Below are 26,725 nucleotides of genomic sequence, written 5' to 3'. Positions count from 1 at the left end.
CCACGGCGGCTGGAACGCCATGGGTGCATAACGCCTCCGGAGACGCCCACGGCGTTCCACCGAGGGAGCCGGGAGCCGGGCGTGGCTGGGCAGGTCAGGGCTTGAGCAGCGCGGCGATCTCCGCGGCCAGCTCCTGCGGGGTACGCCCGTCGGTGACCACCGTCGCGGTCGCCACCTCGGCATAGAGGGGGCGGCGCTGGTCCATCAGGTGCTTGAGCGTGGCGCGCGGGTTCAGCGCGAGCAGCGGCCGCCCGGCGCCCAGACCGACCCGCTTGACCGCGTCGGGCAGCTCCACCGACAGGTGCACCACCGTGTGGCCGATCAGCGCGGCCCGGTTCTCCTCGGCCAGGACCGCGCCGCCGCCGAGCGCGAGCACGCCCGCGTGCGACGCGAGCGCCGCCGCCACGGCGGCCCGTTCGAGGGTACGGAAGTGCTCCTCCCCCTCGTCCACGAAGATGTCCGGGATCGGCTTGCCGGCGAGGTCCTCGATGTCGGCGTCGGTGTCCCGGAAGCCGACGCCGAGCGCCTCGGCCAGTGCCGTGCCGACGGTGGTCTTGCCGGAGCCGGGCGCCCCGACCAGCACGCAGACCGGCCGGGTGCTCACCTGATCACCAGGCTGTCGAGGTAACCGTTCAGGTTGCGGCGCATCTCGGCGACCGAGTCGCCGCCGAACTTCTCCACCGCCGCCTCGGCCAGCACCAGCGCCACCATCGCCTCGGCCACCACCGCCGCCGCCGGGACCGCGCACACGTCGGAACGCTGGTTGATCGCGGTGGCCGGCTCGCCGGTGGTCACGTCGATGGTCGCGAGGGCCCGGTTCAGCGACGAGATCGGCTTCATGGCCGCCTTCACCCGCAGCGGCTCACCAGTGGTGATGCCGCCTTCCAGGCCGCCGGCCCGGTCGGTGATCCGCCGTACCCCGGTGGCGGTGGGCACGATCTCGTCGTGCGCCTCGGAGCCGCGCGAGCGCGCCTGCTGCCACCCGTCGCCGATCTCCACGCCCTTGATCGCCTGGATCGACATCAGCGCGGTGGCCAGGCGCGCGTCGAGCTTGCGGTCCCACTGCACGTGGCTGCCCAGGCCCGGCGGCACCCCGTACGCGAGCACCTCGACCACGCCGCCGAGCGTGTCGGCGGCCTTCTTCGCGGCGTCGACCTCGGCGACCATCCGGGCGCTGGCCTCGGCGTCGAGGCAGCGCAGCGGGTCGGCGTCGATGCGCGCGGCGTCCTCCGGGGTGGGGCGCAGCCCCGGCTTGACCGCCACCGGGCCCAGCTCGACCACGTGCGAGACGATCTCGACGCCGAGCGCCTGACGGACCAGTGCCTTGGCGACGGTGCCCACGGCGACCCGGGCGGCGGTCTCCCGGGCGCTGGCGCGCTCCAGGATCGGCCGGGCGTCGGTGTGCCCGTACTTCTGCATGCCGGCCAGGTCGGCGTGCCCCGGGCGGGGACGGGTCAGCGGCGCGTTGCGGGCCTGGCTCGCCAGCTCGTCCGGGTCGACCGGGTCGGCGGCCATCACGGTGCGCCACTTGGGCCACTCGGAGTTGCCGACCCGGATCGCCACCGGGCTACCGAGCGTCACCCCGTGCCGGAGCCCGCCGATGATCTCGACCTCGTCCTGCTCGAACGACATCCGGGCACCCCGGCCGTAGCCGAGCCGGCGCCGGGCCAGCTCGCCGGAGATCTCCCCGGTGGTCACCTCGATGCCGGCGGGTACGCCCTCCAGCATCGCGACGAGGGCGGGTCCGTGCGATTCACCTGCAGTCAGCCAGCGCAACACGACGGTCAGTCTGTCACGCCCGGTGGTCACCGGCGTACGCCGCCCGCCGCGTCCCGCCCTGCGGACAGGCCATCTCCGCGCACCGGTCACCCGCGCGGTCCGTGAGGTGTCAACAGGGGACCCCTCCTCTACCGGAGGCGTTAAGAAGGGGCCCTTCCTTACACCGGCAGCGCGGCGCGCATCGCGGCCCGTGGAGCGGGGACGCCGGTGAACTGCTCGAACTGACCGAACGCCTGGGCCAGCAGCAGATCCAGCCCGGAGACCACCCGGCAGCCGGCGGCGAGCGCCGCCGCGGCGAGCGGCGTCGGCCACGGGTCGTAGACCACGTCGAAGAAGACGGACTCCGGCCGCCAGTCGAAGTTGTCGGCCAGGGGGTCGGCGACGCCCTTCGGCACCGTGGAGATCACCACGTCGGCGCGGGCGTGCGCCGGTGCCCCGTCCCACTCCGCGCCCGCCAGCGGCACCCCGGCCGCCGCCGCGACCGGGCGCAGCTCGTCGACCGCCTCCGGGCGGCGGGCCACCACTGTCACCTCGGCCGCCCCGATCCGGGCCGCCGCCGCGATCGCGGCCCGGGCCGTGCCGCCCGCGCCGAGCACGGTGACGACCGCCCCGGCCACGCAGCCGGCGCCGGTGAGCACCTCGACCATGCCGGTGACGTCGGTGTTGTCCGCGTACCAGGTGCCGTCGGGCCGGCGTACCAGCGTGTTGGCGGCGCCGACGGCGGCGGCGACCGGCGAGACCTCGTCGGCGAGCGCGAGCGCCGCCTCCTTGCCCGGCATGGTCACCGACAGGCCGGCCCACTCCGGGCCGAGGCCCGCGACCAGGCCGGGCAGCTCGTCGGCGCCGGCTTCGATCCGGGTGTACGACCAGCCGGTCAGCCCGGCCGCCGCGTACCCGGCGGTGTGGATCACCGGGGACAGCGAGTGGGCGATCGGCTTGCCGACCACAGCGGCACGGCTCGGGCCTCTTTCGGGATTATGCACAGCGCGTAGGCCACCCAACGACACGAGGGACCACAAATTCATTACGCTGAGTGACTCCATAGATCATTTCGGAGAACATAGCAACCCCTTGCACTCGCTCGCAAACACCTGGTTACATTGCCAATTTTCCCTACACCAAGGAGCCCCATGAAGCTTCACCATGCCCTTGCCACAGTCACCCTTGGCGCCCTCCTTCCGACACTGCCCTTAGCTCCAAGCCCCGCCGCCGCAGCCGATGCCGGACCCTTCTGGTGGGCTTCGGCAAACAGCGGGTCGACTCGGTCGGTGATCGATGTCCAAGGTCCCACCACGGCAGAGTACGCAAAGGTCCACCTGTGGGAGTTCTACGGCGGAAACAGCCAGTACTGGTACCTCGCTGACGGCATACCAGGCGCATCGAGCAATACTCGCCTTCTGCGTAACAAATACAGTGGGAAATGTATTGGCCTGCAAGGCACCGCACCGCAAACGGAACCGCCGTTAACCAACAGACCTGCAACTACGGGGACACTCGGCAACAATGGCGACAAGAACGGCGCTTCGAGGGCGCCGGGAACACATATTATCGCTTCGTTAACGTCGCTACCGGCAGATGCTTGGACAATGCCACCGGCTCCACGGCCGATGGCAACAAGATTCAGATCTGGGGTTGCGCTGGCGACAACAACTACAACCAGCTCTGGTACTAGGCGCCACGGCTGGGCGGTAGCCCAGCCGCAAGCGCCCAGCGTCAATTGCGGCACGCTGGGCGCTTGCTTGCACTCAGATGATTCCAGCCTCTTTGGCCTTAGCCTCGTTGCGCTTGTGCTCTTCGTAAGTCTCCGCGAAGGCCGAATGCCCCTTGTTGTCAATCGCTACGAAGAAGAGCCACTTTCCCGGCGGCGGGTCCATCGCTCCTTCAAGGGCCTGCTTGCCCGGGTTGTTGATCGGGGTGGGGATCAAGCCGCGCAGCTTGCGGTTGTACGGGTTTTTCGGATTGTCCAGCTCGGCGCCGGTCATGTCCTTGGAGGCCTTGGTCTTCTGCCCGGTCAGCTCCAAATAGTAGTTGACCGTGACGTCCATCTCCAGACAGCCGCAGTCGAAGTTGCCCTTGTAGACCCGGTTGTAGGCGACCTGGGCAACCTTGCCCAGGTCGTCCTTGTTTCCCGCCTCCGCCTGCGCGAGTGATGCGACGATCAGCACCTCGTATGGGGTAATGCCGCCACGGTTCGCCTGCACGTTCTCGGCGAACTTCAGGTTCCCGGTGACGGTGAGGAAATTGTCCACCATCAGCTTGAGCACCGTCTCCGCGGTGGCCTTCGGCGGGATCTCGTAGGTGTCGGGGAACAGGAAGCCCTCGACCGACGGCTTGACCTTCTTGCCGTCGGAGCGCTTGAACCACCAGTCCGGTACGCCGAGCGCCTCCGGGTCCTTCGCGGCGGCCTCGAAGTCCTTGACCGGGATGTCGGTCTTCTCGGACAGCCGCTTGTAGACCGTCTTCGCGGTGAGCCCCTCGGGGATGGTGATCCCGTTGACGATCTTGTTCTTGAGGTCCAGCAGCGCCACGACCGCCGCGTCACCGCTCATCTGCTTGCGCAGCTTGTACGTGCCGGGCTGGATATTCTTGCTGCGCGAGTTCTCCTCGGCGGCCTCGATGAACGCCTTTGTGCTCTTCACCACGTCGGCCGCGACCAGCGCGTCGGCCATGTCGGCGATCAGCGCGCCCTGCTTGATCTCGACTGTCACCTCGCCGGAGCCGGAGCCGTCGTAGTCGGGGGTGACGAAGTAGTTCTGGACCCGGTCGAAGCCGTAGTACACGCCGCCGCCGATCCCGCCCAGCAGGATCAGCGCGAGCGCGAAGGCGAGAAGGGTCTTGCCCCGGCCGCCGCCGGACTTGCCCTGGCGCCGGCGCACCGCGCCGCGCCGGTGCCGGCCCTTCTCCCCCCTGTCCGGCTCGTCGAACCCCAGATCAAGATCGTCGATCATTGCGTCCGCCTCCGCTGTGCGTCCAACCAGCTCTGCAGAATCTCCACCGCGGCGGCCTGGTCGACCACCGCTCGTTGGCGTTTTCCCCGGACGCCCCGTTCAGCCAGCCTACGACTCGCGACGACGGTAGACATCCGCTCGTCCGTCAGCGTCACCGGAATCGGCCCCATTACATCAGCCAATCGGCTGGCATATGCTGATACGTTCACCGCTGCGGGGCCGTGCTTTCCGGCGAGGTTGACCGGCAGCCCGACCACGATCCCCACCGCCTCGTGCTCGGCGGCGAGCCGGACCAGCTCGGCCATGTCGGCGGGCACCGCATCCGGTTCGGCGGTCAGATCGCGGGCCAGCGTCACCAGGGGCGTGGCGAGGATGCCGTGCGGGTCGCAGCGGGCCACCCCCACCCGGACCTGACCGACGTCGACACCCAGCCGGACGCCTCGGGACAGCTCGGTCACTGACGGACACCTCCCCGCCGGTATGGGCCAGGGCGGACCGGGTGGTCCGCCCTGGCGTACATCCGTTCGCTCATGCCGTGCCGGCTGGGCATGCCCTCACGGCCCTCGCTTCGCTCGGTGCGTTCGCTCATGCCGTGCCGGCGACCGCCCGCTCGACGGTGACCAGCAGGTTCGGCGCCTCCGTCGCGGGCAGGCCGCCGCCCTGGGCCAGGTCGTCGCTGCCTCCACCCCGGCCGGAGAACGCCGCCTTGACCAGGTCCTTCGCGCTCAGGTTCCGGCCCCGGGCGGCCTGGTTGACGGCCACCACCAGCGAGGCCTTGCCGTTGGCGCGGGCCGCCACCGCGACCACCGCCGGACGGGCCGCGTCGATCCGGCCCCGGATCTCCTGCGCGAGGGTCCGCACGTCGTTCGCGGCCGCGCCCTCCGGCGCCTCGGTGCCGACGTACGCGACGCCGCGCACGTCCTTCGCCTGCGCCGCCAGGGCGCCGGCCCCGCCGAGCACGAGCTGGGCGCGCAGCTTCTCCAGCTCCTTCTCCGCGTCGCGCAGCTGGGTGACCGTCTGCTCCACCCGGTCGGCGACCTGCTCCCCCGGCACCCGGAACAGCTCGGCCAGCCGGGACACCAGCAGGTGCTCACGGGCCAGGAAGCCGAACGCGTCCATGCCGACGAGCGCCTCGATCCGGCGTACCCCGGAGCCGACGGACGCCTCGGACAGGATCTTCACCAGGCCGAGCTGGGCGGAGCGGGCCACGTGGGTGCCGCCGCACAGCTCCCGGGCGTAGTCGCCGACCTCGACGACCCGGACCCGCTCGCCGTACTTCTCGCCGAACAGGGCCATCGCCCCGATCCGGCGGGCCTCCTCCTGGCTGGTGACGAACGCGTGCACCTCCAGGTCGGCCAGCAGCACCTCGTTTACCTGCTGCTCCACGTCGTGCAGCACGCTCGGCGCCACACCCGTCGGAGTGTTGAAGTCGAACCGCAGCCGGCCCGGCGCGTTCAGCGAACCCGCCTGGGTCGCCGACTCGCCGAGGAAGTTGCGCATCGTCTGGTGCACCAGGTGCGTCGCGGTGTGCGAGCGGGAGATCGCCCGGCGGCGGGACGCGTCGATCTCGGCGTACCCGGTCTCCCCGGCCCGCACCTCGCCGCGCAGCACCTTCGCCCGGTGCACGATCAGGCCGGGCACCGGCTGCTGCACGTCGAAGACCTCGACCTGGCCGCCGCCGACGGTGATGAGCCCCTGGTCGGGCTGCTGCCCGCCGCCCTCGGCGTAGAACGGGGTGGTGTCCAGCACCAGCTCGATCGTGTCGCCCTCGACCGCCGCGGCGACCGCCGCGCCGCCGGCCAGCAGCGCCCGCACCCGGGACTCGCGGCTCAGCTCGGTGTAGCCGGTGAACTCCACCGGCCCGCCGCCGTCGAGCACCGACCGGTACGCCGACACGTCCGTGTGCCCCGTCTTGCGCGCCTGCGCGTCGGCCTTGGCCCGGCTGCGCTGGTCGGCCATCAGCCGGCGGAAGCCCTCCGCGTCGACCTGCAACCCCTGCTCGGCGGCGATCTCCAGGGTCAGGTCGATCGGGAAGCCGTACGTGTCGTGCAGCTGGAACGCCTTGTCACCGGAGAGCGCCGCCTTACCGGCCGACTTGGTCTCGGCGATGGCGGTGTCCAGGATCGTGGTGCCGGCGCGCAGCGTGGCCAGGAACGCGTCCTCCTCGGCGTACGCGTACTGGGAGATCCGGCCGAAGTCCTCGGCCAGCTCCGGGTACGACGGCGCCATGCAGTCGCGGGCCACCGGCAGCAGCTCGGGCAACGCCCGGTCCTGGTAGCCGAGCAGCCGCACCGCCCGGATCGCCCGGCGCATGATCCGCCGCAGCACGTAACCCCGGCCCTCGTTCGACGGGGTCACCCCGTCGCCGATGAGCATGAGCGAGGTACGCACGTGGTCGGCGATCACCCGCAGCCGGACGTCGTCCGGGTGCGACTGGTTGGCCGCCTGACCGGAGTGCGCGCCGTAGCGCTTGCCGGTCAGCTCGGCGGCCCGGTCCAGGATCGGCCGGACCTCGTCGATCTCGTAGAGGTTGTCCACGCCCTGCAGAAGCGAGGCCATCCGCTCCAGGCCCATGCCGGTGTCGATGTTCTTCGCCGGCAGGTCACCCAGGATCGGGAAGTCCTCCTTGCCGGCGCCCGGGCCGCGCTCGAACTGCATGAAGACGAGGTTCCAGAACTCCAGGTAGCGGTCCTCGTCGACCTCCGGGCCACCCTCGCGGCCGTAGGCCGGGCCGCGGTCGTAGTACAGCTCGGAGCAGGGGCCGCACGGGCCGGGGATGCCCATCGACCAGAAGTTGTCGGCCTTGCCGCGGCGCACGATCCGCTCGTCCGGCACGCCGGTGCGCCGCCAGATGTCGTACGCCTCGTCGTCGTCCAGGTAGACGGTCGCCCAGATCCGCTCCGGGTCCAGCCCGAAGCCGCCCGCCTCGACCGGCTTGGTGGCCAGGTCCCAGGCGAGCGGGATCGCCCCGTCCTTGAAGTAGTCACCGAAGGAGAAGTTGCCGTTCATCTGGAAGAACGTGCCGTGCCGGCTGGTCTTGCCGACCTCGTCGATGTCCGGCGTCCGGATGCACTTCTGCACGCTCGTCGCCCGCGCGTACGGCGGGGTCTGCTGGCCCAGGAAGTAGGGCACGAACTGCACCATGCCGGCGTTGATGAACAGCAGGTTCGGGTCGCTGATGGCGGGCAGCGGAGCGGACGGCACCACGGCGTGCCCGTTCGCCTCGAAGTGGGCGAGGAACCGCCGCTTGATCTCCGCCGTCTTCATCGCTGGTGGTCCTCCGGGAAAATCTCTCGATCACCGATGCGCGGGTCCTCCCGCAGCTCGGCGAACTGGTCGTCGTACACCTCGCCGCGGGCGAAGGCCTCGTGGATCTCCTGCTCACGCTCGGCCATGCCGACCCGGACGTCGTCCATGAACGCCCGGACCGACTCGACCAGACCGCCGGCGGACTCGGACAGCCCGCTCGCGATACCGGCCGGGGTGTACGCCTGCGCCGTCCGGGTGGCCTTGCGCACCACCAGGACGCCCACGGCCAGCCCGATGCCCAGCCAGAACAACCGCCTCATGCTCTCATCCTTCCCGCGTACGCCGGTCGGGGTCAGCGGTTGCCGCGCTTGGCGGCGCGACGCTGCTGCTTGATCGTGTCGCGCACCTCGCGCTCGGTCTCGGCGTGCCGGCGGGCGGAGGCGGCCCGGCGGACGCCGTACCCGAACGCGGCCACCTTGACCAGCGGGTTCGCCGCGGCGGCAGAGACCACGGTGGCCAGGTTCGCCACGTTGGCGGTGACGTTCTGCGCGTGGTTGGTCATGGTGTCCACCTTGGCGAGCTGCAGGTTCACCCCGTCCAGCGAGGTCTGCACCTGCTCCAGCGCCACGTTGACGTTCTTCACCGTGGTGTTCACGTCGCCGAGCAGCGGCGCGGTGCGCTCGTTCACCTCGGTGATCATCCGGGTCGTCGCGTCCACGGTGTGCCGCAACCGCAGGATCGGCACCGCCAGCACGAGCACCAGCATCAGGAACGCGCCGGCCGCGATCAGCGCAGCGATCTCTCCACCACTCACGCGAAAGTCCTCCTCAAGCAGTGTCCCGGAACCCGACGCCCCGGAACGCGCGACCGTACCTACCCACTTCGCGCCGCGCCGACCCGGTCACCGGGCGCGGACGGGCGTGCCAGCCCCAGACCCTACCGTCCGTGATGAAAGTCGGCTCACGACGGTGAGGGGGTCGCCTCGCCCAGCGGGTCGTCGGTCAGGGTCGGGAACGGGTCCTCGCCGGTGAGTGACGGGTCGGTGGTCGGTGTCGGCCCGGTGCGCTCGTCGTCGATCGCGTTGCGCACCTTCACCGACACCAACGAGCCGGTGCAGTTCGCCGCTGCGGGCTCCGCCGGCGTGGACGGCACGGGCGCCCCGTCGACCGGCGGGGGCGTGCAGGTGCGGTCGCGTACCCACAGGTCGAGCGTGAGTTCGTCCCGGCGCCAGCAGGTATAGCTGCCCGGGACCTTCTCGTCCGGGCAACGGTCGACCTTCCAGCGCTGCCACCCGTCGCCGGCCAGCGCCTGCTCGTAGACCGCTACCGTCTCCTTCCAGCCCTGTTCCGACTCGACGGAACGTTCACGCAGACGGCAGTCCTGCAGGCACCAGCGGCTGCCACTGACGTTGTCCACCTTGTTGCCCTGCGCCCAGGTGGGCACGGCGAGCGCGTCGAGGGTGTCGAAGACCGGGTCGTGGCTGAGCGTACGAATGCCGAAGTAGAGCGGCACCGCCCCCAGCAGCACGAGGCTGACCAGGGCGAGGATGCCCAGCCGCAGCCGGGTGCGCTCGCGCATCTGCCGGCGCAGCTCGGACCGGGCGCCGCTCAGGCCGCCGGCCTCCGCGCCGCTGTCGTCCGCGCCGGGACCAGCGGGACGCGGTGCGCCGCCCCCGCCGGGCCGTAGCCCCGCCGGCTCGCCCGGGGGTACGGCCACAGCCGCCCGGGCCGCCGCGGTGCCCGGGCCGGGCCGGGCCGGTTCCGGTCCGGGTGGTGTCGCCCGTCCGGCGGGCCGCTCGTCCGGCGCGACCGGGCGGGCCACGCCCGCCGCCGCGCGGGCGGTCCCCGGCGCACCGGGCGGCACCGGGCCGTCGCCTGGTCCCCGCGCGCCGGGGGCCACCGGTGGACGAGGCGCCGCACCGGGCCGGACGGTGTCGTCGGGGCGGGCCACCCCACGCCCGGCGCCACCGGCCGAAGCACCACCGGGACGCCCACCGCCGACCGGGATCCCACCCGTGCGCTCGCTGTCGCCGCGCGGACCGAGGCCGGCCGGGCCACCACCGGAAACGGGCGGGGCACCGGGGCGGGCCGAACCCCGGGCCGGGCCGGGCCGGGCCGGATCGGACGGCTGGGGACGGGCCGACGGCACGACCGGGCCGGACTGGTCGGGGCGGAGCTGCGGGCCGGCCGGTTCGGCACGCTCCGGCGCACCGGGACCGGACTGCCCGGGTCGCCGGGAGCCCGGCTCGGGACGCACCGGCGGGACGGCGACACCGGCCCGGCCAGCGGACGCCTCCGGCGCGGCGCCCCGGCCACTGGATACGCCGGACGCGGCATCCCGGCCACGGGACATGTCAGGTGCGGCATCCCGGCCACGGGACACGTCAGGCGCGGCACCCCGGCCGCCGGGCACCTCGGGTGCGGCGCTCCGGCCGCCGGGCGTGCCACGACGGACGGCGGACGGGGTCGGGCCGGTCGTCGGGCCGCCGGACACCGGCGCGCCCGGCAGGTCCGGCGCGTTTCCGCTGCGCGGCACGACCGGGGCTTGGTCCTGGGCGGCCCGCCGGCCGGCACCCGGCGCGGGTACCGCCGCGGATCCGGGCACGTGGTGACCGGCGGTGGGCTCCTCACGCCGCGCGCGTCGCCCGCCTCCGGAGACCGGAGCGGCGTCCGGAACGGCTCGACCGGCCGGACCGCCGGGCACGCCGCCGTCCGGCGCGGCGCGGCGGCCCGCGCCGGAGACCGGCCGGGTGCCGGGCGGAACATCGTCGGTACGGGCCCGGCGGGCCCCACCGGAGACCGGCTGGATGCCGGCGGTGTCGTCTGGTCGGGCTCGTCGTCCGACCGGGGCCGGCGGGATTGTCGGATCGCCTCCGGCCGGGTGCGGGCCCTCCGGCCCGGCGGCGCCGTGCCGGCCGCGGGGGGTCGGCGGTACGCGGGGGTCGCCGTCGGCGGGCGGCCGGCCCAGGTCGGCGGGCACCCGGCCGGACGGCGGCGGGCCGGGTGGGACACGGTCGCCGGCGACCGGCGGCTGCTGGCCGGTCGGTCCGTCCGCGCGGCGGCGGTACGGCGCATCCGGCGGACGGGGCGCCTCGGGCACGCCGGGCCAGGGACCGTCGACGGGGCGGCGCGGGGTGGCGGTTTGGGGGCCGCCGGGCCAGGGACCGTCGGCGGCCCGGCGCGGGGCGCCCGTCTCGGGGCCGGCGGGTCGCACCGGCGGCGCGGCCGGACCGGGCCCGTCGGGGCGGCGCATGACCGGGGGACGTGGACCGGGCCGGCCATCGCCGGGCGTCTCCGGACCGCGCCGACCACCGCCGGAGGGCGCGTCCACCGCCGGTGGGCGGACCCCCGACGACGGGTCCCCGACCGGACGCCCGGCCGGGGGCGGGCCCGTGCCGGGCCGGCCCGGGGACGCGGGCGAGTCCACGCCCGGCCGTCCGGGGGTCGGCGGCACGGCGGCGCCGGGACGGCCCGCGGCCAGGGGCGCCGCCGGGCCGGAACGGCCGGTCGCGGGGGGCATCGTCGGGTCGGTTCGGTCGCCCGGGACGGGCCCGCTCGGCCGGGCACGGCCCGGGGTCTGCGGTGCGACGGCCGGGGGCGGTACGGGCCGGCCCGGAACCTGGGGCGCGGCGGCCGGCGGCGCACCGGGCGGGGCTGCCGACGGAGGCGGCACCGGCTGACCGGTCGAGAGCGGCGGTGCGCCCGGAGCCGGGGGCCGCGGGGCCGTGCGGCCGGCGGGCGGCGGCATGCCGGGGCCCGGGCCGGGGGCGGCCGGCCGGGCCGGGCCGGGCCGCGACGGGTCGGCGCCGGGGCGCGGTGCGGCGAGATCGCCGTCCGGCCCGAGTTCACCGCCCTGCTGCTTGGCGGTGCGCAGGTCGTCGATCCAGCCGAGTTCCTCGCCGACGACGGTCGGGTCCAACTCGGGCTCGGGTCGGCCACGTCCCCACCGGCGGCCCTTGCCCCGCGGGTCGCGCCGCTCGTCGGGGCCGTCCGCCGGCCGCTCCGGACCACGCGCCATCACTACTGACCCCCCTCGGCGGCGTCGCTGCCGCCCTCACTCGCCCCGCTGGCCTGCTCGCCGTCCCCCACCCGGGCCCCGTTTGCGGCGGCCGGGGCGCCGGCCTCCGCCCGGGTCGCCGGAGCCGGCAGCCCGCGCACGATCCGGCGCAGCAGCGGCAGCCGGGTGGCCACCGCCCGCTCCGCACCGTGCCCGCTGGGCTGGTAGTAGTCGGTTCCGACGAGGTCGTCCGGAGCGTACTGCTGGGTGACCACCCCCCGGTGGTCGTCGTGCGGGTAGCGGTAGCCGGCGCCGTGGCCGAGGCCGCGCGCGCCGGAGTAGTGGGCGTCGCGCAGCCCACGTGGCACCGGGCCTCCGCGACCCGCGCGTACGTCGGCGACGGCGGCGCCGATCGCGGTGGTGGCCGAGTTGGACTTCGGCGCGGTGGCCAGGTGGATGACCGCCTGGGACAGGTTGAGCCGCGCCTCCGGCAGGCCCACGTACTCGACCGCGTGTGCGGTGGCGGTGGCCACTGTCAGGGCGGTGGGATCGGCCATGCCGACGTCCTCACTGGCGAAGATCACCAGCCGGCGGGCGATGAACCGGGCGTCCTCCCCGGCCACCAGCATCCGGGCCAGCCAGTGCAGTGCCGCGTCCACGTCCGAGCCGCGCAGGCTCTTGATGAACGCGCTCGTCACGTCGTAGTGCGCGTCGCCGTCCCGGTCGTAGCGCACGGCCGCCACGTCGACCGCCTGTTCGGCCACGGCCAGGTCGATCCGGCCGGTGCCGAGCGCTGTGGCGGTGGCCGCCGCCGCCTCCAGCGCGGTGAGCGCCTTGCGCACGTCGCCCCCGGCGAGCCGGACCAGGTGGTCCTCCGCCTCCTCGGCCAGCACCAGCGCGCCGCCGAGCCCGCGCTCGTCGGCCACCGCGCGGCGCAGCAGCCCGCGTACGTCGTCGTCGTCGAGCGCCTGGAGGGTGAGCAGCACGCAGCGTGACAGCAACGGCGAGATGACCGAGAAGTACGGGTTCTCCGTGGTCGCCGCGAGCAGCGTGACGGTACGGTCCTCGACGGCGGCGAGAAGCGAGTCCTGCTGGGTCTTGCTGAACCGGTGCACCTCGTCGATGAACAGCACCGTGGGCGGGCCGCCGGACCGGCGTTGGCGACGGGCGGTGTCGATCACGGCACGGACGTCCTTCACGCCTGCGGTCAGCGCGGACATCGCCACGAACCGCCGGTCGGTGGCCCGGGCCACGAGGTGGGCGATGGTGGTCTTGCCGCTGCCCGGCGGCCCCCAGAGGATCACCGACATCGGCGCCGCGCCCTCGACCAGCTGACGCAGCGGGGCCCCCGGCGCGAGCAGGTGTTCCTGCCCGACCAGCTCGTCGATGCCCGCCGGCCGCATCCGCACAGGCAGGGGCGAATCCGCCCGGGTGTCGGTGAAGCCGTCGGTGCCGCCCGCGCCCGCGGGTGCGCCGGCCGGCTCGCCGAGGGTGAAGAGGGCGTCCGATTCCATCACGAGAACAGTACCGGGCCGGGCCGACGACGCCGGAATCGCGCCGCCGACCCGACCCGGGTGGTCTTTTCCGGTCAGCCGCGACCCGGCCGCCGGCCCCGGTACCACCGGCCGCCACCGCCGCCGCGCGGGCCGGAGCCGACGCCGGCCAGGTAGAGCGAGAGCAGCAGGAAGCCGATGAGCATGAGGGTCGAGGTGCTGAACAGATCGGGCGCGCCGAGGTCGGTGTTCATGAAGTCGAGCAGCAGCGCGAAGCCGAACACGATGGCCGCGAGAATGGCGAGCATGTCGTTCCTCCGGTGGGGGTTCCCAGCAGGTCGGCGACGGATGTACCCAATCGGTCTGTTCGTCAATCTCCACCGTGGAACGGACGGTGGCTCGACCTCCGGCACCGGCCCTGATGCTCGTACGCTGACGGAATGATCACGGTCGACGAGGTGTTGACCGGGCGGGCCGCGCTGCTCGCCTGCGGCGCGGATCGCGGCCGAGGGCTGGGCGCGGCGCTGACCGCCGGATGACGCGTGCCCTGTTCGGCAGGTACGACGTCGTGGCGCTGGGCGTCCACCCGGACAACGTGGGCGCGATCCGGCTGTACCGGCGGCTCGGCTTCACCGCCGCCGGACGCCGCACCTCCGTCACGCTCGCCTGACCCGCAGCGCCCCGCCCGGGCCCGCTTCCGCGTGAGTGGAACGCCATGGGTGTCAAACGACGGCTGAGACACCCATGACGTTCCACTCAGCGGAGGGCCACCGGCATGTGAGCGGCTCGCAACGGGGGCCCGGGCCGGGTGCGGGGGCCGGGCTCAGGCGCGGCCGGCGGGGGCCGCTGCGGCGGTCGCGTCGTGGGACGGGCCGGGCTCGGCGACCAGGCCGGCGTGGCCGGGGCCGCCACTGGTCACCTCCGGTTCCACAGTGGTGCCCGGCGGGGTACGGCGACCGGCGCGCCAGGCCGGCAGGTAGAGCGGCGCGGCCACTGCCAGCACCACACCGCCGACGACCATGGCGACGCCGACGCTCGTGGCGTCGGCCAGCGCGGTGAGCGTGACCGCGCCGAGCGCGCTGGCCGGCTGGGCGGCCATCGAGTTGAGCGACAGCACACTCGTCCGGTACGGCCCGTCGACCTGCCGGTGCAGCAGTCCCATGTGCAGCGGGTTCGACGCGCCGTGCACGGTGTAGCAGGCCAGGAAGGCGATGAGGATGCCGACCGGGCCGGCCAGCAGGCCCATGCCGACCACCGTCACGCCCTGCAGGATCCGCATCAGCGCGGCGGCCGGGGCGGCGCCGAGACGGCGCAGCAGGAACGGGGTGAGGGCGGCGCCGGCGGCGTTGGCGAGCCAGGCCGCCGTGCTGGCCGGGCCGAGCAGCGCCGCAGCGCGGTCCGGGTCGCCGAGCACCTCGGCGAGGCGCACCGGCAGCAGCGACTCGAACGTGACCATGCCGAAGCCCCAGAACAGTTCGACGGCGACCAGGGCCGCGAGCACCCGGTTGCGGCGCAGCAACCCGACTGCCTGCCCGACCATCCGGGGCGCGTCGACCACGGAGGCGCGCAGCGCGGCCGGGCCGGACGCGGGCCGCCGCTCGGCCATCAGCGCCAGCAGCGCCACGATGGAGACGGCCTGGAGGACGGCGGCGACGATCACCGGCAGCGCGAGGGCACTGACCGGGCCGACCGGGCCGAGCGCGACCAGGCCGCCGCTGAGCAGGGCGCCCGCGCCGATGGCGACACCGATCACGGTGCCGGCCCAGCCGAGGCCGCGCTCGTACTCGGCCTTCGGGTCGACGGCGAGCGTGGCGTCGACGTACCAGGATTCCATCGGACCGCTGTCGAGCGCCCGGTAGACGCCCTGCAATGCCCAGACCAGGAAGAACATCCAGAACGAGTCGGCCACCGCCATCAGCGCCAGCGAGCCCAGGCCGAGCACCCAGGCGACGACCAGCACCGGTTTGCGCCCGAGCGCGTCGGCGAAGCCGCCGGTGGGCAGTTCCAGCGCCAGCACGACGAGGCCCTGCGCGGTGGCGACGAGGCCGATCTGGGACAGCGTGAGCCCGCGCTCCTGCATCAGCAGGATCATCACCGGCATGAGCAGGCCGCTTGGTAGCCAGCGCAGGCCGTACAGCGTGAGGTAGCGGGTCCGGATCTGGCGTACGGACAGCGTGGTCACGGCTTCTCCTCGGCGGGCGGCGGGGTGGACCGTGGGTAGGCCGCGTCCATCGGCAGGGCGGCGAGGTAGAACTGCACCGTCTCGGCGGCGGGGTCGTCGGGGTCGGTGGCGTCACGGTGCCGCTCGAAGACCGCGAAGACCTCGTCCTGGATCGCCTTGAGGCGGTCGGCGGGAATCCGCATGAAGAAGTCACCCATACCGAAGCCGTCGCGCCAGGCCGGCGACCACCGGTGCCGCTGGGCGAACCAGCGTTCGGCGTGCTGGGCGAAGAAGCGGACGTAGTCCGCCTCGATCCACTCGATGGCCGCCCGCGCGTCGGGGTCGTCGTCGAAGTCGCTTGATTCCCAGTTCGTGACGTCGTGCGCGGCCCGCCAGTAGCGCTGGCGGCCGGTGCCGAGGCTCGGGTCCTCCACCACGAGGCCGACCTCGGCGAGTTGGCGCAGGTGGTAGCTGGTCGCGCCGCTGTTGGTGCCGAGCGCCTCGGCGAGGGCGGTGGCGGTGGCCGGGCCGCCCACGCGCAGCGCCCCGACCAGCCGCATGCGCAGCGGCTGCGCCAGGGCACGGACCTGGCGGTGGTCGATGCGTACGGTGCGCTCCTTCTTCTCCTCCATGAGATGCACAATATCTGTGCACACTTTACGTGCACAAGATGCTTGCAAAGAATCTGTGCAACTAGTCTACAGCTCGAAGATCCCCCGCAGGCGGGTCCGCAGCAGCCCGTTGGCGCGGGTGGAGTCGAGCACCACCTCACCGGCCGCTGGCACCCACCGAGCAGTCTCATCACTCCCCCTGAAGATCGAAAGGGCCCGCGTCATCATGACGCGGGCCTTTCGACGAGGCGAGGATCAGGTGGGGTCGGCCACCGGTGCGGCCGGGCCGGCGGTGCCGGCGTGCGGGCCGGCCGGCGCCTTCGGCTTGGCGTCGATGCCGGCCTCGGCGCGCTGCTGCCCGGTGATCGGGGTGGGCGCGCCGGTCAGCGGGTCGAAGCCGCCCCGGGTCTTCGGGAACGCGATCACCTCGCGGATCGAGTCCGCGCCGGCCAGCAGCATGCAGACCCGGTCCCAGCCGAACGCGATGCCGCCGTGCGGCGGGGCGCCGTACTTGAACGCCTCCAGCAGGAAGCCGAACTTGTCCTGCGCCTCGTCGGCGGTGATGCCGAGCAGGTCGAACACCCGCTGCTGCACGTCGCCGCGGTGGATACGGATCGAGCCGCCGCCGATCTCGTTGCCGTTGCAGACGATGTCGTACGCGTACGCCAGCGCCCGGTCCGGCGCGGACTCGAACCGGTCCACCCACTCGGCGTTCGGCGAGGTGAACGGGTGGTGCACGGCGGTCCAGCCACCCGCTCCGCCGTTCTCCTGGTCGGAGGTCGGCTCGAACATGGGCGCGTCCACCACCCAGCAGAACGCCCAGGCGCTCTCGTCGATCAGGTTCGCCCGCTTGGCGATCTCGATCCGGGCCGCGCCGAGCAGCTCCTGCGCCTCGCGGGTGTTCGTGCTCGCGGCGAAGAAGACCGCGTCGCCGGGCTTCGCGCCGACCGCGTCGGCCAGGCCGGACAGGTGCGCCTCGGACAGGTTCTTCGCCACCGGGCCGCGCGCCTCGCCGGTCTCCGCGTCCAGCACCACGTACGCCAGGCCGCGCGCGCCGCGCGCCTTGGCCCAGTCCTGCCAGCCGTCCAGTTCCTTGCGGGTCTGCGACGCGCCGCCGGGCATGACCACCGCGCCCACGTAGCCGCCCGCGTCGATCGCGCCGGCGAACACCCGGAACTCGGTGCCGCGCAGGTAGTCGGTCAGCTCGGTCAGCTCCACGCCGTAGCGCAGGTCCGGCTTGTCCGAGCCGTAGCGGGACATGGCGTCGTGCCAGGTGATGCGCGGGATCGGCCGGGCGATCTCGTAGCCGGCGAGGTCCTTCCACAGCGCCGAGACGATCGCCTCGCCGAGGTCGATCACGTCGTCCTCGGTGACGAACGACATCTCGATGTCGAGCTGGGTGAACTCCGGCTGCCGGTCGGCGCGGAAGTCCTCGTCGCGGTAGCAGCGGGCGATCTGGTAGTACCGCTCCATGCCGCCGACCATCAGCAGCTGCTTGAACAGCTGCGGCGACTGCGGCAACGCGTACCAGCTGCCCGGCTGGAGCCGCACCGGCACCAGGAAGTCGCGGGCGCCCTCCGGGGTGGAGCGGGTCAGCGTCGGCGTCTCGATCTCCAGGAAGTCGCGCTCGTGCAGCACGCCCCGGGCGATCTGGTTGGCCCGCGAGCGCAGCCGCATGGCCTTGGCCGGGCCGCCCCGCCGCAGGTCCAGGTAGCGGTACTTGAGCCGGATGTCGTCACCGGCCTCGATCTGGTCGTCCACCGGCAGCGGCAGCGGCGCGGCCTCGGAGAGCACCTCCAGCGCGGACGCGGTCACCTCGACCTCGCCGGTGGGCAGGTCCGGATTCTCGTTGCCCTCCGGACGGCGGGTCACCTCGCCGGTGACCTTGACGCAGAACTCGTTGCGCAGCGCGTGCGCGTCCTCCTCGCGGAAGACCACCTGCACCACGCCGGAGGCGTCACGCAGGTCGACGAAGATGACACCGCCGTGGTCGCGCCGGCGGGCCACCCACCCGGCGAGCGTCACCGTCGAGCCGGCGTCCGCGGCGCGCAGGCTTCCGGCATTGTGGGTACGGATCACGGCTGGCGTCTCCTCAATCTGGTCCACTCACTGCTCCCCCGCATTCTGTCAGGACGGGCGGGCCCGCTCCCCGGCACCCGTCGAGCCGGGCCGCCCCGGGTGCGTGGCGAAAGCGCGGTGCGGGCCGGGTCCGGCGGTTTACCGTGGCCGGGTGCGTGCCGTACCGAGCTGGGCCGTGGCCACCGCGGCCGCCGCGCCCGCGCTGCTGGTGGCGGGCTGGACGGTGGCGGGTGCCCGCCAGGGGCCGGGGTACGACCCGGTGCGGGACACGATCAGCGAGCTGGCCGGCGAGGGCGCGACCGATCCGTGGCTGATGGGCGGCGCGCTGGTGCTGCTCGGCTGCTGCTACTGCGCCACCGCCGCCGCGCTGCACGCCGCCGGGCTGCCCAGCCGCTTCCTGCTCGCGGTCGGCGGGGTGGCCACGGTGGCGCTCATCGCGTTCCCCCGGCCGCAGGTGGGCGGCTCCCCGGCGCACGGGGTGGTGGCCACTGTGGCGGTGCTCGCGCTGGCGCTCTGGCCGGCCGGCACGGCGCTGCGCCTGCCCCGCAGGGTGCCGCGCGAGGTGGCCGCCTCCCCGGCGGGCCGGCCGCCGTGGGCGTTCCGCCGGCCGGTGGCGCTGGCCGTGACGGCGGTGCTGCTGGCGTTGTTCGGCTGGTCGGCGGCGGAGGTGACGGGCGGCTCCCGGACCGGGCTGGCCGGGCGGGTGGCCGCGCTCGCGGTGACGCTCTGGCCGCTGGCGGCGGTGCTGTCCGCGCGGCGGGCCCACCGGCACTGGACGGCCCGGCCGTCGGAGCCGCCCCGGCCGGACGGCCCGCCGCTCGGTCCGGGCCGCCTCGGCGCGGGCACCTGAGACGGGTACGCGGAACGGGCCGCCGGTCACCCGACGGCCCGTTCGTGGGAGTGCGTGGATCAGAAGACGCTCACGCCGTAGCGGCTGAGCGCCTCGGTGACCGGCTGGAAGTAGGTCGTGCCGCCGGAGGAGCAGTTGCCGCTGCCGCCGGAGGTGAGGCCCAGCGCGACGGTGCCGGCGAACAGCGAGCCGCCGCTGTCGCCCGGCTCGGCGCAGACGTTGGTGCGGATGAGGCCGGAGACGCTGCCCTCGGCGTAGTTCACGGTCGCGTTGAGCGCGCTGACGCTGCCGCTGCGCAGGCCGGTGGTGCTGCCGGAACGGCGGACGGACTGGCCGACGTACGCGTTGCCGGCCGAGGTGATGTCCTGGAAGCTGCCGTTGTAGAGCGAGACGTTGCCGGCCGCGTTGGCCGAGTTGCTGTGCCGGACGATGCCGTAGTCGTTGCCCGGGAAGCTGGTGCCGGTCCGGGTGCCGAGCACGGTGGTGCGGCTGGAGTTGGAGTACCAGGTCGAGCCGATGTTGGTGCAGTGCCCGGCGGTGAGGAAGTAGTACGTCGAACCGCTGCGCACGTTGAAGCCGAGCGAGCACCGGCCGCCGCTGGCGTAGATCGCCTGGCCGCCGGAGATCCGGGTGCTGAGCGTGCCGGCCTCGGCCTCGATGCGGATCGCGCCGTTGTGACGGGCGGCGGCGGCCTTGACCCGCTCCAGCTTGGCGCCGGTGACGGTGCTGTCGACGGAGACGACGACCTGGTTCGTGGCCGGGTCGGTCCACCAGGCGGTGCCGGGGATCTTGGCGGAGCGCTCCAGCTCGCTGGTGGCGGCGTTGAGCTTGTCCGCGCCGCGCGCCACGATCTTCGGGATGGCGCCGGCGTCGCGCACCTGGCGGGCGGTCGCGGTGTCGGTCACCGTGACGATCATCTTGCCGCTGGCGTCGGCGTACGTGCCGGCCGCGCGGGCACCGAGCTTCTCGACGAGGGTGGCGGCGGCGTCCGGCGAGAGGGCCGTGGGGGCGGCCTGCGCGGGTGCGCCGAGCAGCGAGCCGGTGACCAGGGTGCCGGCGACGGCGACTGCGGCGGCGCGGCGGAGCGTGGACCTCGTGGGTCGCATGTAACAACCTCCGAATGGGGGTGAACGGGCGCTGTCATGGGGGCGCGCCCGAGGACAACCCGGGTGACCTGGGGAAACCTCCCGGATGCCCAAAGTATTCACACATTTAAGATCATAAACAAGACATACCTTTGCCCGGATTCGCACCCGCGCGCGATGTAACGCCGAAGCAACAACATCGACACCATCTGTCAGAGCCGGTTCAGGGTCGCGGGGGTGGACCCCGGCACTCCGCGCGGCTCGGCAACCTCGCACCCCTCGGCGCAGCGCGAGCCGACCGGACCTCGCCGCCGCAGCCGCGGTGCGCACGCCCAGCAGCGAGCCCTCCGGGTCGGCCAGGTGGCGCCCACCCCAGCCGAGCACTGGTCAACGCCGAGCGCGGAAGGCCCGTACGCCTTCAACGGCGCACGCCGTCGAAGATCGGGCAGAGCACGACCAGGGTGCGCATCCGATACGGAACAATTTTCCGCCAAGGCAATGAAGCAAGCCCTGAACGCCCACTAGGGCGCTCAGGGCTTGCTGCTGGCATTACCAGCCTTCATTCAGGGTGCCCGCCAAGCTCCGGTCTGGGCGCACTGAAAAACAACGCACCACGGCGAGTCAGCGCATCGCGACTAGACGATCTGGACCGCCGTAATAGTCCTGCCGGGGGCTGCGAAACTCGTGGACTCACCGGGGTTGTAGAAGATTACGTCGCCGTTCGAGAGCGTTACGAAAGCCGTGTTGCTCCCGGCCTTGATACGAACCACACTGTTGATGGTCGTGTATACCTTACCCGCGCCACTGTAGCAGTGGTGATAGTTCAGAGCCGTAATGATGTCCACGGTAGAACTAGTGCATGACACCTTCGAGATGGCGAAGGCGGGCGTGCCGGGAATAGCCGCCAGAGCAAGCCCCGTGGCTGCCACCGCAGTGATCGCTCGCTTTACCCCTCGTCGCATAGGGAGCACCTTTCTCGTCGGCAGGTTCCGGCACACGAGGTCGTCATTTTGACGACCTCGTGCGTTGAGCAGAACGTTATCAGATAGATAGATGCATGACCATCTCTGATCGGCCATCATCACCCTGCCCGCGATGTCAACCGATTTACGACCTGCGTTTATCGGCTGCAGAAAATGTGTGCCTAGCTGCGGCTTCGATCCGACGAGCCGTATTGAGCACGTCGAAACGCGTGTGCATTGACCACCGAGGCACCAGGGGCGGGCATGCTCCGCCACGCCATCCCGAGGATTCTCGGTAGCTCGCTTCGGGCGGGGAGGAGCGGGGTGGGGCTAGCGCACAAGCAGGCGAGTGGCCCTGGCCGCGCGCCTCTCCTCGAAGCGGGACGCCTGGGTCTCCAGGGTGTCCAGGTGGGCGGCGATCTCGTCCCGGGCGGCCTCGCCGTCGGCGTTCAGGCCGGTCACCTCGAACAGGTTCCACTGCCGCAACACGGGCATCACCACGTCGTCGCGGTGCTGGCGCAGGTCGTAGATGCCGGCCAGCGCGATCGCCACCGACTTGCGGGCGAAGCCGTCGATGCCCACGCCCGGCATCTGGAAGTCGGCCAGCACGTCGGCGACCGCGCGCATGGCCTGCGACGGGGCCAGCTCGAACGCGGCGCCGAGCAGGTTGCGGTAGAAGACCATGTGCAGGTTCTCGTCCGCGGCCACCCGGGCCAGCAGCGCCTCGCACGTCGGGTCGCCGGTGGCCCGGCCGGTGTTGCGGTGCGAGATGCGCGTCGCCAGCTCCTGGAACGACACGTACGCCAGCGAGTGCAGCATCTCCTGGTCGTGCGCGTTCTGGTAGCCCGCCGACATGTGCACCATGCGGGCCCGCTCCAGCGCCACCGGGTCCACCGCCCGGGTCACCGTGAGGTAGTCACGGATCGCGGTGCCGTGCCGGCCCTCCTCGGCGGTCCACCGGTGCACCCAGGTGCCCCACGCGCCGTCGCGCCCGAACAGCGTGGCGATCTCGTGGTGGTACGAGGGCAGGTTGTCCTCGGTGAGCAGGTTGACGATCAGCGCGGTCCGCGCCACCTCGGGCAGCGTCGAGTCCTCCGGCGACCACGCCTCGCCACCCAGCGGGCCGTCGAAGGTGCGGCCCTCGCTCCACGGCACGTACTCGTGCGGGAACCACTCCTTGGCCAGCGACAGGTGGCGGTCGAGGTTCTTCTCGACCACCGGCTCGAGTTCGGTGAGCAGAGCGGTCTGGCTGAGCACGGTCACGACGTTCTCCCTACGGTGGCGTAACTTACGCCACCGTAGGTCGAAACGTCTTCAGACGCCAGTGCCGGCCGGGCCGACCAGCGGCTTCAGGTCCGCCCGGGGCGGCGTCCACTCCCCCGCCGAGGCCGGCACCTGCTCGCCGGAACGGATGTCCTTGACCTCGTCACCGTCCGCGCCGGGGAACCAGACGTACGGGATGCCGCGCCGCTCGGCGTACCGGATCTGCTTGCCGAACTTGGCCGCCGACGGGGACACCTCGGTGGGCACACCGCGCGAGCGCAGCGCCGCCGCGACCGCGTCACTGGCCGCCCGGCCCTCCTCGGCGGTGACCGCCACCAGCACGCAGGTCGGCACCGGACGGGACACCGACAGCGCCTCGGCGCCGAACAGCAGGCCCAGCAGCCGGGTCACCCCGATCGAGATGCCCACCCCGGGGAACCGGACGTTGCCCGAGCTGGCCAGGTTGTCGTACCGGCCGCCGGAGCAGATCGAGCCGAACCGCTCGTAGCCGAGCATCTGCGTCTCGTAGACCGTACCCGTGTAGTAGTCCAGGCCCCGCGCGATGCGCAGGTCGGCCACGCAGAGGCCGGGCGCGTGCGCGGCCGCGGTCTCCACCACCGCGGTCAGCTCAGCGACGCCCTCGTCCAGCAGCGGGTCGCTCACCCCGAGGCCGCGCACCGCGTCGGCGAAGGAGGCGTCCGGCGCGGAGATCTCGGCCAGCGACAGCACGGCCTTGGCCTGTGCCTCGCTCGCCCCGGCGGTGCTCGCCAGCAGCTCCGTCACCCCGGTCGGACCGATCTTGTCGAGCTTGTCCACGGCACGCAGCGCCGACTCCGCGTCCGTCAGCCCGATGCCCCGGTAGAACCCCTCGCAGATCTTGCGGTTGTTGACCTGGATGCGCACCGGCGGGATCGGCAGCGACCGCAGCGCGTCGCCGATGACCAGCGGCATCTCGGCCTCGTAGTGCGCCGGCAGCGTGTCCCGGTCGACGATGTCGATGTCGGCCTGGAGAAACTCGCGGTACCGGCCCTCCTGCGGGCGCTCGCCCCGCCAGACCTTCTGGATCTGGTAGCGGCGGAACGGGAACTGCAGCTTGCCGGCGTTCTCCAGCACGTACCGCGCGAACGGCACGGTCAGGTCGAAGTGCAGGCCGAGCGCGTCGTCACCGGCCGGGCCGTCGGCGTCGGCCTGCAACCGGCGCAGCAGGTAGACCTCCTTTGCGGTATCCCCCTTCCGCAGCAACTGATCCAGCGGCTCGACCGAGCGGGTCTCCAGTGGCGCGAAGCCGTACAGCTCGAACGTGGCGCGGATGCGATCGAGAACGAACTGCTCGATCATCCGCTGGGCGGTGGTCCACTCCGGGAAGCCGGAAATGGGCGTGGGCTTGCTCATCACGAACTCCTTGAGAACCCGCGCGGGCGCGGGCGAGGGTCTAGAGGCCTCGGGTGGGCGCGGCCGGGCGCGCGCCGCCGGTGCCCGCCACCTCGACGAGGAACGGGTTTGTCGCGCGCTCGCGGCCGATCGTGGTCGCGGGGCCGTGGCCGGGCAGGACGACCGTGTCGTCGGCCAGCGGGAGCACCTTGTCCCGCAGGCTGGACAGCATCCGGGGCATGCTGCCGCCCGGCAGGTCGGTGCGGCCGATCGAGCCGGCGAACAGCACGTCACCGGAGAGGCAGATCTGCTCCGCCTCCCAGGGCGAGCCGGCGCCGGGCAACCGGAACAGCACCGACCCGCCGGTATGGCCGGGAGCGTGGTCGACGGTGATCTCCAACCCGGCGAGCGACAGCGTCGCGCCGTCGGTCAGCTCGGCCACGTCGTCCGGTTCGGCGTACGGCAGCCGGCCGCCGAACAACTGGGTCAGGTCCATCGACAGCGCCTTGCTCGGGTCGGCCAGCAGTTCCCGGTCGTCCGGGTGGACGTAGGCGGGGATGCCCCGCGCGCCACAGACCGGGGCGACGGAGAACGTGTGGTCCAGGTGGCCGTGGGTGAGCAGCACGGCGGCCGGGTGCAGGCGGTGCTCGGCGAGCACGGCGTCGAGCTGGTCGAGCACCCCGATGCCGGGGTCGACCACCACGCACTGCTCCCCCGGCCCGGTCGCCACCACATAGCAGTTGGTGCCGAAGGCGTCCGCGGGAAAGCCGGCCACGAGCACGTCGCTCCCCTTTCCGTCCGGTCGTCGTCCCCCTGCAGCCTAGTCGCAGCGGCGAGCGGGTTGCGCCCGCCACCGGCCCCGCCTGCCCCGGCCGGGCTGAGACGGCGGGACCTCGTACACCACATTCACAGTCGCTACCCGTACACTCTGGCGGGCGTGTGGCGTGGCGCACCCCGATCGGAACGGCGGACGGCGCCCGGCGCCGGCGGCGATCAGGCAGAGGAAGGGGAGCACACGTGGCTTCCAGCAGGGACCGGCAGCGCAAACTGGCGCGCGCCAAACTCGATCGGCAGCTCGCCCGGCGGGCGGCGGCCGCGAAGCGCCGCCGGCAGATCCGGGCCGGCGTCGGTGCCGCGGTGGTGCTCGTGCTGATCGTGGCCGGCTCCGCCTGGGCGCTCGGCGCGTTCGACTCCGAGCCGGAGAAGAAGGCCGCCGAGGACGTCTGCCTCTGGACCGCCGAGGACGGCGCCGTCAACACCAACCTCAAGGACGTCGGCCAGCCGCCCACCACTGGCCTGCCCACCTCGGGCACCCGCCCGATGACGATCACCACCAACCAGGGTGGGCCGATCACGGTGGAGCTGGACCAGACCGACGCGCCGTGCGGCGCGGCGAGCCTGAGCTACCTGGCCGGCCGGTCGTTCTTCGACAACACCACCTGCCACGAGATCACCGCCGAGGGCGCGCTGCGCTGCGGCGACCCCACGGGCACCGGGCTCGGCGGCCCGACCTACTCGTTCTACGACGAGAACGTCCCGACCGCGCCGGAGCCCGACCCGTCGGCCTCCCCGGCGCCCGGGCAGCCCCCGGCGTACCCGAAGGGCACGGTCGCCATGGTCGGCAACCCGCCGGGCAGCAACGGCAGCCAGTTCCTGATCTTCTTCAAGGACGCCAGCCCGGCCAAGCCGGCCTACTCCGTGGTCGGCAAGGTCACCGGCGGCCTCGACGTGGTGGAGAAGATCGGCGCCCTGCCGACGGTGGACAATGGCAATGGCGCCAAGGTCAAGCCGAAGACGCAGGTGCTGGTCCAGAGCGTGACCGTCGGCGAGCCCGGCGCGGCACCGGCCGGCAGCCCCGCGCCGTCGCCCAGCGCCAGCGCGGGCTGACCCGACAAGCCGATCCGGCGGCCGCCGGCGGTGTCAGACATGATCCGGCGCGCGCGCCGACCCATACGCAGCAGGTGAGGAGTGACCGTGACGTCCACCAGAGACCGCCAGCGCGCGGCGGCGCGAGCCAAGCTCGAACGGGAGATGGCGGAGCGGGCCGGCCGGGCCCGTAAGCGCCGGCAGACCCAGGCGATCGTCGGAGCCGCCGCGGTGCTTGTGCTCGTCGTGGCCGGCACGGTCTGGCTGGCCACCTCGCTCGGCGGTGACGACGACGAGCAGCAGGCGGGCGGCGCCACCGGCGCGGGCTCCGTGCAGTGCGCGTACACGGAGGTGCCCAAGGAGGGCCGGCCGCCGCAGATCAAGGACGTCGGCCTGCCGCCGGCCCAGCAGGCGGGCAAGGGCACCCAGACGCTGACCATCGACACCAACCTGGGCCAGATCACCGCCAAGATCGACCGCGCCAAGGTGCCCTGCACCGCCGGTAGCTTCACGCATCTGACGGAGAAGGGCTTCTACAACAACACCAAGTGCCACCGGCTGGTTACCGAGGGCATCAAGGTGCTCCAGTGCGGCGACCCGAGCGCCACCGGGAAGGGCTGGCGGGACACCGACGGCATCGGCGGGCCGTCGTACAACCTGGCCGAGGAGAACCTGCCCACCGACAAGCGCCCGCCGTACCCGGAGGGCGTCATCGCGATGGCGAAGTCCAACCAGCCGGGCAGCACCGGCAGCCAGTTCTTCATCGTGTACGGCGACTCGCCGCTCGACCCGAACTACACGGTGCTGGGCACCATCACCGTCGGCATGGACGTGGTGAAGCAGGTCGCCGCGGCCGGTGACGACGGCGCGTTCGCCAAGCAGGCCGGCGGCGGCCACCCGAAGAAGGAGATCACCATGACCAAGGTGACCATGAGCCCGATCCAGGGCGGCTGACCGCACCCCACGACGACGAAGCGCCCGCCGGCTGCGGATCCAGCCGGCGGGCGCTTTC

At 72.9% G+C, this 26,725-nt stretch carries 23 protein-coding genes; 5 read left to right on the top strand and 18 right to left on the bottom strand.

The annotated features are described in order from the left end of the window. Positions 1 to 94 precede the first annotated feature (94 nt). From ACFYON_RS25180 to ACFYON_RS25170, 3 genes are all read right to left on the bottom strand, one after another. Positions 95 to 604, bottom strand: a complete 510-nt coding sequence (locus ACFYON_RS25180; RefSeq protein WP_354866949.1) for a shikimate kinase — start codon at positions 602 to 604, stop codon at positions 95 to 97. Continuing rightward, positions 601 to 1,779: a chorismate synthase gene (gene aroC, locus ACFYON_RS25175; protein WP_354866951.1), complete on the bottom strand. Its 1,179-nt coding sequence runs from the start codon at positions 1,777 to 1,779 to the stop codon at positions 601 to 603. The genes ACFYON_RS25180 and aroC overlap by 4 nt, the downstream gene beginning before the upstream one ends. Positions 1,780 to 1,937: 158 nt before the next feature. After that, positions 1,938 to 2,762 (bottom strand): shikimate dehydrogenase, encoded by an 825-nt coding sequence (locus ACFYON_RS25170; protein ID WP_354866953.1) that lies wholly within the window; start codon positions 2,760 to 2,762, stop codon positions 1,938 to 1,940. A 437-nt stretch (positions 2,763 to 3,199) separates the two neighbouring features. On the opposite strand from ACFYON_RS25170, the gene ACFYON_RS25165 reads away from it, so the two are divergent. Continuing rightward, positions 3,200 to 3,451 (top strand): RICIN domain-containing protein, encoded by a 252-nt coding sequence (locus ACFYON_RS25165; RefSeq protein ID WP_355096000.1) that lies wholly within the window; start codon positions 3,200 to 3,202, stop codon positions 3,449 to 3,451. Positions 3,452 to 3,524: 73 nt separating this feature from the next. Here the strand turns inward: ACFYON_RS25165 and mltG are convergent, their stop codons facing one another. The 8 genes from mltG to ACFYON_RS25125 all read right to left on the bottom strand — a co-directional run bounded on the left by mltG (position 3,525) and on the right by ACFYON_RS25125 (position 13,773). Continuing rightward, positions 3,525 to 4,727, bottom strand: coding sequence for an endolytic transglycosylase MltG (gene mltG / locus ACFYON_RS25160; RefSeq protein WP_354866957.1), 1,203 nt, complete (start codon positions 4,725 to 4,727; stop codon positions 3,525 to 3,527). Further along, positions 4,724 to 5,185, bottom strand: a complete 462-nt coding sequence (gene ruvX, locus ACFYON_RS25155; RefSeq protein ID WP_354866959.1) for a Holliday junction resolvase RuvX — start codon at positions 5,183 to 5,185, stop codon at positions 4,724 to 4,726. Before ruvX ends, mltG begins: the two co-directional genes overlap by 4 nt. A gap of 127 nt (positions 5,186 to 5,312) precedes the next feature. After that, positions 5,313 to 7,994 carry an alanine--tRNA ligase gene (alaS, locus tag ACFYON_RS25150; protein WP_355095998.1) on the bottom strand — a complete coding sequence of 894 codons (2,682 nt, stop codon included), beginning with the start codon at positions 7,992 to 7,994 and terminating at the stop codon, positions 5,313 to 5,315. Continuing rightward, positions 7,991 to 8,296, bottom strand: coding sequence for a DUF6167 family protein (locus ACFYON_RS25145; protein ID WP_354866963.1), 306 nt, complete (start codon positions 8,294 to 8,296; stop codon positions 7,991 to 7,993). Before ACFYON_RS25145 ends, alaS begins: the two co-directional genes overlap by 4 nt. A gap of 32 nt (positions 8,297 to 8,328) precedes the next feature. Further along, positions 8,329 to 8,790, bottom strand: coding sequence for a DUF948 domain-containing protein (locus ACFYON_RS25140; RefSeq protein WP_354866965.1), 462 nt, complete (start codon positions 8,788 to 8,790; stop codon positions 8,329 to 8,331). A gap of 146 nt (positions 8,791 to 8,936) precedes the next feature. Then, positions 8,937 to 9,554 (bottom strand): hypothetical protein, encoded by a 618-nt coding sequence (locus ACFYON_RS25135; protein ID WP_355096002.1) that lies wholly within the window; start codon positions 9,552 to 9,554, stop codon positions 8,937 to 8,939. Between the two features lie 2,441 nt (positions 9,555 to 11,995). Then, positions 11,996 to 13,486 carry a replication-associated recombination protein A gene (locus ACFYON_RS25130; RefSeq protein WP_387189135.1) on the bottom strand — a complete coding sequence of 497 codons (1,491 nt, stop codon included), beginning with the start codon at positions 13,484 to 13,486 and terminating at the stop codon, positions 11,996 to 11,998. Positions 13,487 to 13,560: 74 nt separating this feature from the next. Next, positions 13,561 to 13,773 carry a hypothetical protein gene (locus tag ACFYON_RS25125; protein WP_018785054.1) on the bottom strand — a complete coding sequence of 71 codons (213 nt, stop codon included), beginning with the start codon at positions 13,771 to 13,773 and terminating at the stop codon, positions 13,561 to 13,563. Positions 13,774 to 14,000: 227 nt separating this feature from the next. On the opposite strand from ACFYON_RS25125, the gene ACFYON_RS25120 reads away from it, so the two are divergent. Beyond that, positions 14,001 to 14,135, top strand: a complete 135-nt coding sequence (locus ACFYON_RS25120) for a hypothetical protein (protein ID WP_357477732.1) — start codon at positions 14,001 to 14,003, stop codon at positions 14,133 to 14,135. 153 nt (positions 14,136 to 14,288) lie between these two features. Here ACFYON_RS25120 and ACFYON_RS25115 read toward each other — a convergent pair whose 3' ends face one another. The 3 genes from ACFYON_RS25115 to aspS form a co-directional block, all read right to left on the bottom strand. Further along, on the bottom strand, positions 14,289 to 15,647 hold the full coding sequence (locus ACFYON_RS25115; RefSeq protein WP_387189134.1) for an MFS transporter: 1,359 nt from the start codon (positions 15,645 to 15,647) through the stop codon (positions 14,289 to 14,291). Then, positions 15,644 to 16,258, bottom strand: a complete 615-nt coding sequence (locus ACFYON_RS25110) for a winged helix-turn-helix domain-containing protein (protein ID WP_387189133.1) — start codon at positions 16,256 to 16,258, stop codon at positions 15,644 to 15,646. Before ACFYON_RS25110 ends, ACFYON_RS25115 begins: the two co-directional genes overlap by 4 nt. Before the next feature lie 234 nt (positions 16,259 to 16,492). After that, the gene (gene aspS / locus ACFYON_RS25105) at positions 16,493 to 18,316 is read right to left on the bottom strand and encodes an aspartate--tRNA ligase (protein ID WP_387189142.1); all 1,824 of its coding nucleotides are present in this window, start codon (positions 18,314 to 18,316) and stop codon (positions 16,493 to 16,495) included. A gap of 151 nt (positions 18,317 to 18,467) precedes the next feature. Here aspS and ACFYON_RS25100 point away from each other — a divergent pair, with 151 nt between their 5' ends. Beyond that, positions 18,468 to 19,166 carry a DUF998 domain-containing protein gene (locus tag ACFYON_RS25100; RefSeq protein WP_387189132.1) on the top strand — a complete coding sequence of 233 codons (699 nt, stop codon included), beginning with the start codon at positions 18,468 to 18,470 and terminating at the stop codon, positions 19,164 to 19,166. Positions 19,167 to 19,225: 59 nt separating this feature from the next. On the opposite strand, the gene ACFYON_RS25095 is transcribed toward ACFYON_RS25100, so the two are convergent. The 4 genes from ACFYON_RS25095 to ACFYON_RS25080 form a co-directional block, all read right to left on the bottom strand. Further along, a complete protein-coding gene (locus ACFYON_RS25095) occupies positions 19,226 to 20,272 on the bottom strand; it encodes an alpha-lytic protease prodomain-containing protein (protein WP_357477720.1) in 1,047 nt (348 codons plus the stop codon). A gap of 1,271 nt (positions 20,273 to 21,543) precedes the next feature. Continuing rightward, positions 21,544 to 22,476 carry an acyl-ACP desaturase gene (locus tag ACFYON_RS25090; protein WP_357477717.1) on the bottom strand — a complete coding sequence of 311 codons (933 nt, stop codon included), beginning with the start codon at positions 22,474 to 22,476 and terminating at the stop codon, positions 21,544 to 21,546. A 51-nt stretch (positions 22,477 to 22,527) separates the two neighbouring features. Beyond that, on the bottom strand, positions 22,528 to 23,868 hold the full coding sequence (gene hisS / locus ACFYON_RS25085; RefSeq protein WP_357477714.1) for a histidine--tRNA ligase: 1,341 nt from the start codon (positions 23,866 to 23,868) through the stop codon (positions 22,528 to 22,530). A 40-nt stretch (positions 23,869 to 23,908) separates the two neighbouring features. Continuing rightward, positions 23,909 to 24,628 (bottom strand): MBL fold metallo-hydrolase, encoded by a 720-nt coding sequence (locus ACFYON_RS25080; RefSeq protein WP_357386529.1) that lies wholly within the window; start codon positions 24,626 to 24,628, stop codon positions 23,909 to 23,911. A gap of 236 nt (positions 24,629 to 24,864) precedes the next feature. Between ACFYON_RS25080 and ACFYON_RS25075 the strand changes: the two genes are divergently transcribed. Together ACFYON_RS25075 and ACFYON_RS25070 are read left to right on the top strand one after the other, a co-directional pair. Beyond that, the gene (locus tag ACFYON_RS25075; RefSeq protein ID WP_387189131.1) at positions 24,865 to 25,734 is read left to right on the top strand and encodes a peptidylprolyl isomerase; all 870 of its coding nucleotides are present in this window, start codon (positions 24,865 to 24,867) and stop codon (positions 25,732 to 25,734) included. Between the two features lie 87 nt (positions 25,735 to 25,821). Beyond that, positions 25,822 to 26,667, top strand: a complete 846-nt coding sequence (locus ACFYON_RS25070) for a peptidylprolyl isomerase (RefSeq protein WP_355096399.1) — start codon at positions 25,822 to 25,824, stop codon at positions 26,665 to 26,667. Positions 26,668 to 26,725 lie beyond the last annotated feature (58 nt).

The sequence above is a fragment of the Micromonospora sp. NPDC005686 genome (assembly GCF_042871665.1).
Classification (GTDB): domain Bacteria; phylum Actinomycetota; class Actinomycetes; order Mycobacteriales; family Micromonosporaceae; genus Micromonospora.
This window is presented reverse-complemented; position numbering and strand designations above follow the sequence as displayed.

Coding starts and splice junctions, on each gene's coding strand:
- alaS (WP_355095998.1), bottom strand. CDS start 7,994: ATGAAGACGGCGGAGATCAAGCGGCGGTTCCTCGCCCACTTCGAGGCG.
- ACFYON_RS25120 (WP_357477732.1), top strand. CDS start 14,001: ATGACGCGTGCCCTGTTCGGCAGGTACGACGTCGTGGCGCTGGGCGTC.
- ACFYON_RS25125 (WP_018785054.1), bottom strand. CDS start 13,773: ATGCTCGCCATTCTCGCGGCCATCGTGTTCGGCTTCGCGCTGCTGCTC.
- ACFYON_RS25095 (WP_357477720.1), bottom strand. CDS start 20,272: ATGCGACCCACGAGGTCCACGCTCCGCCGCGCCGCCGCAGTCGCCGTC.
- ACFYON_RS25135 (WP_355096002.1), bottom strand. CDS start 9,554: ATGCGCGAGCGCACCCGGCTGCGGCTGGGCATCCTCGCCCTGGTCAGC.
- ACFYON_RS25130 (WP_387189135.1), bottom strand. CDS start 13,486: ATGGAATCGGACGCCCTCTTCACCCTCGGCGAGCCGGCCGGCGCACCC.
- ACFYON_RS25145 (WP_354866963.1), bottom strand. CDS start 8,296: ATGAGGCGGTTGTTCTGGCTGGGCATCGGGCTGGCCGTGGGCGTCCTG.
- ACFYON_RS25110 (WP_387189133.1), bottom strand. CDS start 16,258: ATGGAGGAGAAGAAGGAGCGCACCGTACGCATCGACCACCGCCAGGTC.
- ACFYON_RS25165 (WP_355096000.1), top strand. CDS start 3,200: ATGTATTGGCCTGCAAGGCACCGCACCGCAAACGGAACCGCCGTTAAC.
- hisS (WP_357477714.1), bottom strand. CDS start 23,868: ATGAGCAAGCCCACGCCCATTTCCGGCTTCCCGGAGTGGACCACCGCC.
- mltG (WP_354866957.1), bottom strand. CDS start 4,727: ATGATCGACGATCTTGATCTGGGGTTCGACGAGCCGGACAGGGGGGAG.